Genomic DNA, 12,416 nt, shown 5'->3' on the forward strand with positions numbered 1-12,416 from the left:
ATAAATTTTAAGGTTGTAAACGTTGTTTGGCCCAATCTAACTCTGGAGTAAGGGTGAATAAGATTCTATCATGCAATCTGTTAGGTCTACCCTGCCAGAACTCAATCGAAACTGGCTTTACAAGAAAACCACCCCAAAATTTAGGACGTTCAATTTCTTTTCCATCAAACTTATTTTCTAGAATCTTAAGTCTTGTTTCTAAAACTTCTCTTGAAGCAACGGGTTGACTTTGCTCCGAAACTAGTGCACCTAATTGACTACCCCTAGGTCTAGATTCAAAATATCCATCAGAAAGATTTTCGGCGATTTTTTCTGCCTCTCCTTTTATTATTACTTGTCTTTCTAGATTTGGCCAAAAAAAAGAAATACAAACATTTGGATTTTCTTGTATTGCTCTACCCTTTTCACTTTCGTAGTTTGTGTAAAAAATAAAACCCTCATAGGTAAGCTTTTTTAACAAGACCACTCTGCTCTTTGGAAAACCGTCTAACCCAATAGTAGAAACTGTCATTGCGTTAGGTTCATCAACACCATCAGAAGCCTCAACCTCATGAAACCATTTTTGAAATACTTCTAAAGGATTATCAGAAATAGTAGCTTTATTTAGCTCACTTTTTTCGTATGATTTTCTGTAATTTCCTAAATCTTTCTGCATACTTCAAAGATCACTAAAAGAATGCAGATTCTAAAACTGAAACGGTTTATTTACACTTCAAAAACTTTTCCATCATCAGAAAGTTCAACATTAGAAAAAGCATGTAATGCTTCTTGTTTAAATAATTCTATGCTTTTATAACGTGTAGAGTAATGCCCGAGTATTAATTGAGATACATTGGCTTTTTTTGCAATAGTAGCTGCTTCTAAAGCTGTAGAATGTTTGGTTTTTTTAGTGAGGTGTTTTTCAGTTTCTAAAAAGGTAGATTCATGATAAAGCAAGTCAACATCTTTTATTAACGGAATTATACTTTCTTCATACATAGTATCACTACAAAACGCATAGCTTTTTGGCTTTGGCGGGTCGAACGTAAGGAGTGCATTTTTTACACTAGTCCCGTTTTCTAGCTTTACATCTTTACCCGCTTTAATGTTATTAAATTGACTTTTGTCTATTTTAAATTTAGCTACCGCTTCTATGTTTAAATTTCTAGGCGCCAATTTTTCTTTAAAAAGAAAACCATTAGTGTAGACTCTGTGATTAAGAGGTATTGTATAAACTTCAACCTTTTCATCTTCAAAAACCAATTCTGATTCTTTAGAAACCAATTCATGAAAAAAAAGTGGATAATTTGTCCATGAGTCTCCTAATTTAAGAAGCAAGGTCACAGCTTCTTTTATGCCTTTAGGCCCATAGATATGTAATTCTTTATCTCTTCCTAAGAGTCTAAATGTAGAAACTAAACCTGGTAAACCAAAAAAATGGTCACCGTGTAAGTGAGATATAAAAACGTGATTTATTCTAGAAAACTTAATTTTATTTTTTCGTAATTGAACTTGGGTTCCTTCACCACAATCAATTAAGAAAACATGATTTTTTATTTCTAATACTTGAGATGTAGGATTTGTAAATGTCCTTGGTGTAGCAGAATAACAACCTAATATGGTTAGTTTCATATGCCCAAGTCTCTTTCTATTTCTTCCATCTCAACAATATCTTTTGCCTCTTGTAATGTTGGCACCAAATTTATTTCTTCTGGAACCTCATCATAAGAAACTTTATCTGTTACAATTACAAAAGATTTGTTTGAAGCTCTATGTTTATTAGAAAGTTCTAAAAACTCTAAAACATCGTTTTTTGTTAACTCGGTGAACGAAAATAAGTTAAGAATTATATTATCGTCTTTAATGTTCTCATAAGAGTCATGTACCCTTTTAATGAAGGCAGTTATTGAGGCCTTCTCTTGAAAAATTATGGTGGTATTACCGTCTTTATCAAAAATCATATGCTTACAGTTTGGAAGCTAGTAGGTAAATAACCGCCATTCTAATGGCAACCCCGTTTTCTACCTGGCCTAAAATAATAGATTGTTTTGAATCTGCCACATCACTAGTTATCTCTACACCTCTATTTATGGGACCGGGATGCATCACAACTATTTCTTTATCTAGACTATCTAGAATATTTTTTGTTAACCCGTATTGTTGTGCGTACTCTCTAGTTGTTGGAAAATAACTAACATCCATACGTTCATTTTGAACTCTCAACATATTTGCCACATCACACCATTCTAACGCTTTTCTTAAATCTAGTTCTACCTCAACTCCTAAAGACGCTATATGTTTTGGAATTAGTGTCTGAGGGCCGCATACTTTGACATTTGCTCCTTGTAGCTTTAATGCAAAAATATTGGACAGAGCAACTCTTGAATGTAAAATATCTCCAACAATTACTACATTTTTTCCTTTTACTTCGCCTAGTTTTTCTCTTATAGAATAGGAATCTAAAAGAGCCTGCGTGGGATGCTCATGTGCACCATCACCAGCATTGATGATTGCCGCGTTTACATGTTTAGATAAAAAGATACCTGCACCGGGATTGGGGTGTCTCATTACCACCATATCAACTTTCATAGATAAAATGTTGTTCACGGTATCTATCAATGTTTCCCCTTTTTTAACTGAAGATTGTCCGGCAGAAAAGTTAACTACATCAGCAGAAAGTCTTTTTTCTGCTAGTTCAAAAGAAAGCTTAGTTCTAGTACTATTTTCAAAAAAGATATTAGCTATAGTAATGTCTCTAAGGGTGGGAACCTTTTTTATAGGTCTATTAATAACTTCTTTAAAGTTATCAGCAGTTTTAAAAATTAGGTCAATATCCTGCTTGGTAATGTATTTAATTCCTAAAAGGTGTTTTGTACTTAATTCTGCCATTTTACCTATTTATTAAATACACTGCGTCTTCACCATCATTTTCTGCCCACATCACTTTAACTTTTTCGTCATTGATGGCATCTACCTGTCTACCTCGATAATTAGGTTGAATAGGTAAGTGTCTACTGAACCTTCTATCAATTAGTGTTAGCAACTCAATATTTTGAGGTCTTCCGAATGATTGTACTGCAGTTAAAGCCGCTCTAATACTGCGACCTGTGTATAATACATCATCTACGAAAACAACATTTTTATCTTCGACCAAAAAATCAATTTTAGTTTTATTGGCACTTAGTATTTTTTCACTTCGCCTAAAATCGTCTCTATAGAACGTAATGTCTAAAGAACCAAGATTAATGTTTTTAATTTTATAATCATCCTTCAGAATTTTAGACAAACGTTCAGCAAGAAATATGCCTCTAGGTTGAATACCAATAAGAACAGAATTTGAAAAATCTAAGTGGTTTTCTAGCAATTGACAAGCTAAACGATGTAAAATAATGTGGATTTCTTTTGCCGATAGAAGTATTTTTTGGCTCATTCAGGTATCCAAAAATCGTTAGAGTCACAAAAATAAGGATTTAGTTATAAACTAACCACAAAGAAAAAGCCTCTTGTTTTCACAAGAGGCTTTTGATGTATTAAAAAAGAAATTATTATTTCTTTTTAGCGTCAGCTTCCATTTTCTCTTTTAGCGCTTGTAGCTGTGAATTAGCATCACCTAAAGTTGGTGCATTTTCTTCCGCTTGTGTAGCTTGTCTCTTCTGAGCTGCTTTAACATTTTTAACCTCTTGCTCTCTAAAGATAGCAGTGTGGCTTGCTACAACTCTCTTGAAGTCTTTGTTAAATTCAATGATTCTAAATTCAACCTCTTCACCCTTCTTAATTTTATTACCATCTTCTTTCTCCATATGACGAGAAGGAACAAAACCGGTAACATCATCATTAAATACTACAGTAGCACCTTTATCAACGATGTCTGTAACTGCAGCTTTATGGATAGTACCTTCGGCAAACTCAGCTTCGTACTTATCCCATGGGTTTTCAGTAGTTTGCTTGTGACCAAGACTTAATTTTCTACCTTCAACATCTAGTTCTAATACTTCAACTTCTAAAGTATCACCAACATTTACGAACTCTGATGGGTGTTTTATTTTCTTAGTCCAAGAAAGGTCAGAAATGTAAATCAATCCATCAATACCTTCTTCTAACTCAACAAACACACCAAAGTTGGTAAAGTTTCTAACAATACCCTTGTGGCGAGAACCTACAGGATATTTAGTAGTAATATCTGTCCATGGATCAGGACGCAATTGCTTCATTCCTAAAGACATTTTGCGTTCGTCTCTATCTAAAGTTAAAACTTGAGCTTCAACTTCATCACCTACTTTTACGAAATCTTGTGCGGAACGTAAGTGTGTTGACCAAGACATTTCAGAAACGTGAATTAAACCTTCAACTCCTTCTGCAACTTCAATAAATGCACCGTAATCTGCGATTACAACTACTTTACCTTTTACTTTATCACCAACACTTATCTCATCACCTAAAGCATCCCATGGGTGCTTTTCTAATTGTTTAAGACCTAATTGGATTCTTGATTTGTTATCGTCAAAATCAAGAATTACCACATTTAATTTTTGGTCTAATTCAACAACTTCATTAGGGTGATTAATTCTACTCCAAGAAAGGTCAGTGATATGAATTAATCCATCAACACCACCAAGGTCAATAAATACACCGTAAGAAGTTACGTTCTTAACAACACCTTCTAATACTTGACCTTTTTCTAATTGACCAATAATTTCTTTTTTCTGTTCTTCAATATCAGCCTCAATAAGTGCTTTATGAGATACAACAACGTTTTTAAATTCGTGATTAATTTTAACCACTTTAAATTCCATTGTTTTACCTACATATTGATCGTAATCTCTAATTGGCTTAACATCTATTTGAGAACCAGGCAAGAATGCTTCAATACCAAATACGTCTACAATCATACCACCTTTAGTTCTGCATTTAACAAAACCTGTTACGATTTCTTCCTTATCATGAGCTTCGTTTACACGATCCCATGCCATGATAGTACGTGCCTTTCTGTGAGAAAGAACTAATTGTCCGGTTTTGTCTTCACGAATATCGATTAACACCTCTACTTCATCACCAACTTTTAAATCTGGGTTGTAACGAAATTCGTTTAAAGAGATAACCCCTTCAGATTTTGCATTAATATCGATGATAGCTTCACGGTCAGTCATATGTACAACTTTACCAGTAACTACCTCTTCATCAGCTGTATCAACAAAGTTTTCTGCAACAAGTTTCTCAAACTCGTTTAATTTAGTATCGTCAACTTTTTCAATACCCTCTTCATACTTTTCCCAATCAAAATTTTCTAAAAATTCTTTTGGGTCTTGTTTTGGAGTCTCTTCTTTAACCGTTTCTACGGTTTCTGTAGTAGCTTGTGTAGTTTCTTCAACTACATCTGCAGCTTTTTTTTCTTCAGCCATTTGCTGATTTAAATTTGTATTCTGCACTTTCACAAGAGTTAGACGCTGGTACAGAAGTGATTATCTTTTTTGAATTTCCTTTTTCGCTCTTGTATACGCCAAAAAAGGAGTGCAAAAGTACAATTAATTGTCTGATAAACAAACTCCTAAAGAATTTAAAACAGTAAGTGTCAATAATTAATGAATAATTAATCTAAAATGTGACTTTAATATCTATCTTGTGTCATAGAAGTGTAATAACAATTAATCTTAAATAACAATGAGCGTAAAAGCAAAATATCAACCAGTACTTGACCTAGGAGAGAAATTAAATATTAAAAACGGCGATGTTTCAGAAGAAGCTGGCGTTTTAAAAATTAAAGGTGAGGCCAACACCCAGTATGAAAAAAACGTACTTTGGGATAAAATCAAAGAAATAGGAGGTGACAGCCCATCTGACATCAAAGCAAACATTAGTGTTACTGATGATTCTGTATACCACAGACATACTGTTAAAAGCGGAGAATCTTTAAGCTTAATTGCTAAGCATTACTATGGAGACCCTATGAAGTACACTAAAATATTCGAGGCTAACACTAGTATTTTAAGTAATCCAGATGTTATTCATCCAGACCAAGAATTGGTTATTCCTAACTTATAATTGACTGATAGTAAAGGTTAATAAAAAAGCGCTCAATTGAGCGCTTTTTTTATGCTTGAAGTTTCTCTTTAACTTTTGCTAAAATCAACTCAAATTGCTCGTTAAAACTTAAATCACTATTATCAAACGCAATAGCATCATCTGCTTTTCGCAATGGTGAAGCTGCTCTGTTAGAATCTATGTAATCTCTTTCTTTTACATTTTTTAATACTGCTTCATAAGATATTTCTTCTCCCCTATCTAACAACTCTTTGTACCTACGTTGAGCACGTTGTTCTGCAGAAGCTGTCATAAAAATTTTAAGTTCAGCATTGGGAAAAACAACAGTACCTATATCTCTACCATCCATTACAATACCTTTCTCTAATCCCATTTGTTGTTGTTGCTCAACAAGCTTTTTACGAACTTCTGGTATTGCTGCAACCTTACTTACCTGACCAGAAACTGTTAAGTTTCTTATTTGACCTTCAACATTTTCTCCATTTAAATGAATCTCAGAGTTATTAGATATCTCATTTACTTTAAAGGCTAATTTTAATTTGGGCAAATCGTCAACTAGAGCATCGAAATTACTTTCAGAGTTTCCTACATAACCCTTTTCTAAGGCGTATAGGGTTACTGCTCTATACATGGCACCTGTATCCACATAAACGTATCCTAAATGTTTGGCTAACTTCTTAGCAACAGTACTTTTACCTGTTGAAGAAAAACCGTCTAGAGCAATAGTAATTTTTTTCATTGTCCCAAAAGTATCCAAAAAGTTCTCTAAAGCGTTTTAGCGTTTTTAACTTTTTGCTTTGTAATGGCTATGGCAATTACTTCACTCATATCTGTAACATAATGAAAAGTAAGCCCTTTTAAATATTCTTGCTTTATTTCTTGAATGTCTCTTCTGTTTTCTTCACAAAGTATAATCTCTTTAATACGAGCTCTTTTAGCAGCAAGAATTTTTTCTTTAATACCACCAACGGGAAGCACCTTACCACGTAAGGTAATTTCACCAGTCATGGCTAAACTCTTTTTTACCTTACGTTGTGTAAATAAAGAAACCAGAGAGGTTAACATAGTTATTCCTGCACTTGGCCCATCTTTGGGTGTAGCACCTTCAGGAACATGAATATGTACATTGTACTTATCAAAAACTTCAGGTGAAATTCCAAAAGACTCCGCATTAGATTTTATATATTCCATGGCAATGGTAGCAGATTCTTTCATCACCTTACCCAAATTACCTGTGATATTTAATGCACCTTTACCTTTAGAAAGTATAGATTCTATAAATAAAATATCACCACCTACACTTGTCCATGCTAAACCAGTAACTACACCAGCAACATCATTATTCTCATACTTATCTCTTTCTAGCCTAGCTGGTCCTAATACTTTTTCAATAATTTCATTAGAAACCTTAATATCGTAAGGTTCTTCTATTGCTATATTTTTGGCTGCGTAACGCACCATTTTAGCAAGTTGTTTTTCTAAAGAACGAACTCCTGACTCTCTTGTATAACCTTCAACAATTTTTTCTAATTGTGGTTTACCTATCTTTAAATCGTTAGCTGTTAAACCATGTTCTTTTAGTTGCTTTGGAAGCAAATGTTTTTTAGCAATTTCAACCTTTTCTTCAATAGTGTACCCCGTAACGTTAATAATCTCCATTCGGTCTCTCAATGCTGGTTGAATGGTATTTAGATTATTTGCTGTAGCAATAAACATTACTTTAGAAAGGTCATACCCCATTTCTAAGAAGTTATCATAAAACTCACTGTTTTGTTCTGGGTCTAATACTTCTAACATGGCAGAAGAAGGGTCTCCTTGATGGCTGCTTGCCAACTTATCAATTTCGTCTAAGATAAAAACAGGGTTAGATGTACCAGCTTTTTTAATACTCTGAATTACCCTACCAGGCATAGCCCCTATATATGTTTTTCTATGGCCTCTAATTTCTGCCTCGTCTCTAAGGCCACCTAAAGACATACGTACATATTCTCTACCCAAGGCCTCTGCTACAGATTTACCTAATGATGTTTTACCAACTCCTGGAGGACCATAAAGACAAAGAATAGGAGATTTCATATCATTTCTTAGTTTAAGAACCGCTAGGTATTCAATAATTCTTCGCTTAACATCTTCTAGACCATAGTGGTCTCTGTCTAATATCTTTTGAGCCCTTTTTAAATCGAATTTATCTTTAGAAAATTCGTTCCAAGGTAAATCAAGAAACAAGTCTAGGTAATTGCGTTGAATAGAATACTCAGCTACTTGAGGATTCATGCGTTGCATTTTTGCCAACTCCTTATCAAAATGCTCATTTACCTTTTTGCTCCACTTTTTCTTTTTGGCCTTTTCTGCCATTTCATCAACTTCTTCTTCATAAGAAATACCACCCAGTTCTTCTTGAATAGTTTTCATTTGTTGATGTAAAAAATACTCACGTTGTTGCTGGTCCATATCACTACGAACCTTTGATTGAATATCATTCTTCAACTCCAATTTTTGAAGTTCAACATTCATGTATTTTAAGGTTGTAAGTGCACGCTCTTGTAAGTCAGCAATCTCAAGTAACTTTTGTTTTTCTTTAACCTCTAAATTCAAATTAGAGGAGACAAAGTTGATTAAAAAGCTATTGCTTTGAATGTTCTTAATGGCAAAAGAAGCTTCACTTGGTATACTCGGATTATCTCTAATTATTCTAAAAGCCAATTCTTTAATAGACTCAATTATAGCTAAGAACTCTTTGCTTTCTGGGTCAGGTCTTTTTTCATTTGCTTCTCTTATAGTTGCCGTCATATAAGGTTCTTCAGTAATTACCTCAGCAATTTCGAAGCGTTTTTTACCTTGTATAATCACCGTAGTATTACCATCTGGCATTTTAAGAACTCGTAAAATTCTAGCAACGGTTCCTAAGGTATTAATATCACTAACCCCCGGATTTTCAACGGTTTCATCTTTTTGAGAAACCACACCAATTACTTTACCTCCTTTATTAGCTTCCTTAATTAAATTAATAGATTTATCTCTGCCTGCGGTAATGGGTATTACCACACCAGGAAACAAAACTGTATTTCTAAGAGGTAAAATAGGAAGGGTTTCTGGCAACACTTCATTATTCATTTCCTCTTCATCTTCCGGTGTTAATAGGGGTATTAATTCTGCGTCTTCATCTATACCTTGTAGAGACAAACTGTCAAAATCAGTAAACTTTATATCTTTCATATCTTCACATTCGGTCAATTTGTCACACCAAAACTTGTAAAACCGACTACTTTCAACTTCGAATAATCTGCTAAAACATTAGTCTTCGGTTGGTTTGTGTGCAAAATCAACTACTTTTCGGTATTAGTTTGCAATTGTTATGCCAATACAATTGAATTTTTTTTGAAAAAACTGTAACAATTTAAAAGAGCTCTCATCTCTATAACAAATCAATCATCTTTTTGAGCCACAAAAAAGAACATACTGACCAATTGCTAGAATGGTGTAAAGAAGGTAAACAAGGTGCACAATTAGAAATATACAATAGGTATTACAAGGCCATGTACAATACTGCGTATAGAATAGTAAAGCACACCGCTGAAGCTGAAGATGTAATGCAAGAGTCGTTTTTGAACGCGTTCACCAAATTGCACACATTTAAGGGTGAAGTAACCTTCGGAGCATGGTTAAAAAGAATTGTGGTAAACAACAGTATCTACCATTACCGAAAACAACAAAAGAATATGGCCGTTGGTCTAGATGAAATGTTATACAAGGTCGAAGATAATGATGCAGTTGTTTCAGAGAACAATGGTTATACAGAACTAAAGGCTCAAAAAGTGATGGAGACCATGAACAGTTTAAAAGACAATTACAGAGTTTCTTTGACCTTACATTTGGTTGAAGGCTATGATTACGAAGAGGTTAGTGAAATTATGAATATTAGTTATGCTAATTGCAGAACCATGATTTCTAGAGCAAAGGAAAGTTTGAGAAGTAAAATGACATTAAACGCTTAATTGTTATGAAAGAAAAAGATGAATTAGAAAAATTATTTGAGCGGTTATCAGGAGATTTTGATTTTGAAAGCCCAAACAAGGGACACCAAAAAAGATTCTTAGAAAAAATAGAACGCCAAAATGGTGTAGTAACCTTAAAAAGAAAGAAAAATTGGTGGAAACCGCTCTCAATTGCAGCTTCAATTGTGCTTTTGGTTGGTATTGGACTATTTAGTCTTAACCAACAAGATAGTATTGAGGAACGGGTAGTTGAAATTTCCCCTGAAATATCTAACACAGAATTTTACTTTGCTAGCTTAGTAGAAGAACAAGTTCGAAAATTAGAAGAGGAAAAAACTCCAGCTAACGCAAAGTTAGTTGAAGATACACTAGGACAGTTAAAACAGTTAGAAAACGATTATAAACAATTAGAATTAGACCTGGTAAATGGCGGTAATTCTGAAATTATATTAAACGCCATGATAATTAACTTTCAAACAAGAATTGATTTGTTGAAAGAGGTTTTAGCCAGTATTGAAGATATTAAAAACATAAATCTACAGAATGATGAGAATTTTACAATATAGCATACTATTATTAACCTTTCTCGTTACCACTACGAGATTGCAAGCCAAACCTTTAGATGGTAGGTGGGGTGGTAAATACACAAAAGAAAAGACCATTAAAAAAGAATTTGATGTAAACGCTGATGCCCTTTTTAAAGTAAAAAACAGTTATGGCAATCTAAATATTACTTCATGGAATGAAAACAGAGTAGTAATAGAAGTTCACATTAAAACAAACGGCAACAATGAAGAAAAGGTAAAAGAGCGTCTGAGAGAAATAGATGTAGATTTTGAAAACAGTGCTTCATTAGTTTCTGCAATTACCCGTTTTGGCGATAGAAGCAAAAGTTGGGGTTGGAACTGGGGCAAACGTAATAATGTAAATGTTCAGGTTAATTACACAATAAAATTACCCGTAAAAAACAGTGTTCATTTAAATAATGATTATGGTAATATCTTTTTAAATAGAATAGATGGTCATGCCAAAATAAACTGTGATTATGGTAAAATGGAAATAGGTGAATTACGAGGCCGAAATAACGAACTGCGTTTTGATTATACCTCTAGAAGCTCTTTCGAATACATCAATAGTGCTGAAATTATGGCTGACTACTCTAGTTTTACAATAGAAAAAGCAGGTAATTTGGTTATCAACGCAGACTACACGAACAGTGTAATTAAAGAAATGGGTAACTTACAGTATTCATCTGATTACGGGTCTTTAGAAGTAGATAAGGTTAAAAATGTAAAAGGAGTTGGAGATTACATTGGAATTAAATTAGGCAAAGTAGATGGCAACGTAAGCATAACATCAGACTACGGTTCCATTAAAATATCAGAAATGACTAATGGTAATGTAGACATTAGGTCTGATTATACTGGAATTAAATTTGGTTATGCTCCTAGCTATTATTTCGATTTTGAAATTTCAACAGAATATGCAGGGGTAAGTGGAAAAGATGAGTTTGAAATAAATATTAGCAAAGAAAAATCTCACGAGAAATATTACAAAGGTTATCGTGGTAAATCAAATTCTGGCAACAGAGTTTCAATTAACAGTGAATACGGTGGAATAACATTCTATGAAAATTAATAACAATCAAAAACAACAAATCATGAAAAAAGTTTTGACCCTAAGTTTAGCACTATTGAGCCTAAGTGTATCAGCTCAATGGGGCAAAAGAATACAAGGTAATGGTAATGTAGTAACCATTGAACGTAATGTAGGTAGCTATGATGAAGTAAGCTCAGCTGGTTGGTTCGATGTTGAACTGGTAAGCGGTGCTGAAGGGCAATTAACAATTAAAGGAGAAGAAAATCTTTTAGAATACATAAAAACAGAGGTTAAAGATGGTCGCCTAGTTATTAAAACTGAAAAAGGAGTAAATCTTAAATCCTCTAATTGGAAGTCTGGAATATTAATAACTGTACCAGTTGAAGAAATTAGTGGTGTCAGCTTATCTGGTTCTGGTGATGTTGTATCAAAAACTGTATTAAAAACAGATAGTTTTAAGGCTTCAATAGCAGGTTCTGGTGATGTTACACTAGAATTAGAAGCTACCAACGTTAAGGCATCTATTTCTGGTTCTGGAGATATGAATTTAGAAGGCAGCACAAAAAATTTCGAAGTAGCTGTTGCGGGTTCTGGTGATGTTAAAGCATATGATTTAGAAGCTGATAATGTAGAAGCAAAAGTTTCTGGTTCAGCAGATTTAAAAGTAACAGCAAATGAAATGCTGCGTGCTAGAGTTTCTGGTTCAGGAGATATTACTTACAAAGGAAACCCGAGTAAGATTGAATCAAAAAGTTCTGGGTCTGGCGATATTTCTAGCTATTAAGATAGAATTTAAACATCCGA

General features: G+C 33.8%; 13 protein-coding genes. 5 read left to right on the forward strand and 8 right to left on the reverse strand.

What is annotated here, in order from left to right:
* Window positions 1-7 precede the first annotated feature (7 nt).
* From pdxH to rpsA, 6 genes are all read right to left on the reverse strand, one after another.
* The gene (gene pdxH, locus H5V42_RS14240) at window positions 8-655 is read right to left on the reverse strand and encodes a pyridoxamine 5'-phosphate oxidase (RefSeq protein ID WP_185783849.1); all 648 of its coding nucleotides are present in this window, start codon (window positions 653-655) and stop codon (window positions 8-10) included.
* A gap of 50 nt (window positions 656-705) precedes the next feature.
* Window positions 706-1,611, reverse strand: a complete 906-nt coding sequence (locus H5V42_RS14245; protein WP_185783850.1) for a ribonuclease Z — start codon at window positions 1,609-1,611, stop codon at window positions 706-708.
* Entirely contained in the window at window positions 1,608-1,940 is a 333-nt protein-coding gene (locus tag H5V42_RS14250) for a ribonuclease Z (protein ID WP_185783851.1), read from the reverse strand. Before H5V42_RS14250 ends, H5V42_RS14245 begins: the two co-directional genes overlap by 4 nt.
* Before the next feature lie 4 nt (window positions 1,941-1,944).
* The gene (locus tag H5V42_RS14255) at window positions 1,945-2,868 is read right to left on the reverse strand and encodes an aspartate carbamoyltransferase catalytic subunit (RefSeq protein ID WP_185783852.1); all 924 of its coding nucleotides are present in this window, start codon (window positions 2,866-2,868) and stop codon (window positions 1,945-1,947) included.
* Window position 2,869: 1 nt separating this feature from the next.
* The gene (gene pyrR, locus H5V42_RS14260) at window positions 2,870-3,409 is read right to left on the reverse strand and encodes a bifunctional pyr operon transcriptional regulator/uracil phosphoribosyltransferase PyrR (RefSeq protein ID WP_185783853.1); all 540 of its coding nucleotides are present in this window, start codon (window positions 3,407-3,409) and stop codon (window positions 2,870-2,872) included.
* A 115-nt stretch (window positions 3,410-3,524) separates the two neighbouring features.
* Complete coding sequence (rpsA, locus tag H5V42_RS14265; protein WP_185783896.1) at window positions 3,525-5,378, reverse strand: 30S ribosomal protein S1; 1,854 nt, start codon at window positions 5,376-5,378, stop codon at window positions 3,525-3,527.
* Window positions 5,379-5,637: 259 nt separating this feature from the next.
* Here rpsA and H5V42_RS14270 point away from each other — a divergent pair, with 259 nt between their 5' ends.
* Window positions 5,638-6,018 carry a LysM peptidoglycan-binding domain-containing protein gene (locus H5V42_RS14270; RefSeq protein WP_185783854.1) on the forward strand — a complete coding sequence of 127 codons (381 nt, stop codon included), beginning with the start codon at window positions 5,638-5,640 and terminating at the stop codon, window positions 6,016-6,018.
* A gap of 49 nt (window positions 6,019-6,067) precedes the next feature.
* On the opposite strand, the gene cmk is transcribed toward H5V42_RS14270, so the two are convergent.
* Window positions 6,068-6,757: a (d)CMP kinase gene (gene cmk, locus H5V42_RS14275; RefSeq protein WP_185783855.1), complete on the reverse strand. Its 690-nt coding sequence runs from the start codon at window positions 6,755-6,757 to the stop codon at window positions 6,068-6,070.
* A gap of 26 nt (window positions 6,758-6,783) precedes the next feature.
* The gene (gene lon / locus H5V42_RS14280) at window positions 6,784-9,234 is read right to left on the reverse strand and encodes an endopeptidase La (RefSeq protein ID WP_185783856.1); all 2,451 of its coding nucleotides are present in this window, start codon (window positions 9,232-9,234) and stop codon (window positions 6,784-6,786) included.
* A 221-nt stretch (window positions 9,235-9,455) separates the two neighbouring features.
* On the opposite strand from lon, the gene H5V42_RS14285 reads away from it, so the two are divergent.
* Genes H5V42_RS14285 through H5V42_RS14300 form a run of 4 tightly spaced genes read left to right on the forward strand, consistent with a single transcriptional unit; the run spans window position 9,456 to window position 12,396 of the window.
* Complete coding sequence (locus tag H5V42_RS14285) at window positions 9,456-10,013, forward strand: RNA polymerase sigma factor (protein ID WP_185783857.1); 558 nt, start codon at window positions 9,456-9,458, stop codon at window positions 10,011-10,013.
* Between the two features lie 5 nt (window positions 10,014-10,018).
* Window positions 10,019-10,579, forward strand: coding sequence for a hypothetical protein (locus H5V42_RS14290; protein WP_185783858.1), 561 nt, complete (start codon window positions 10,019-10,021; stop codon window positions 10,577-10,579).
* Window positions 10,557-11,651 (forward strand): hypothetical protein, encoded by a 1,095-nt coding sequence (locus H5V42_RS14295; protein WP_390809438.1) that lies wholly within the window; start codon window positions 10,557-10,559, stop codon window positions 11,649-11,651. The genes H5V42_RS14290 and H5V42_RS14295 overlap by 23 nt, the downstream gene beginning before the upstream one ends.
* Window positions 11,652-11,673: 22 nt before the next feature.
* Window positions 11,674-12,396: a head GIN domain-containing protein gene (locus tag H5V42_RS14300; protein WP_185783859.1), complete on the forward strand. Its 723-nt coding sequence runs from the start codon at window positions 11,674-11,676 to the stop codon at window positions 12,394-12,396.
* Window positions 12,397-12,416: the final 20 nt, after the last annotated feature.

This window comes from Croceivirga lutea, assembly GCF_014235875.1.
In the GTDB taxonomy this organism is placed as follows: Bacteria; Bacteroidota; Bacteroidia; order Flavobacteriales; family Flavobacteriaceae; genus Croceivirga; species Croceivirga lutea.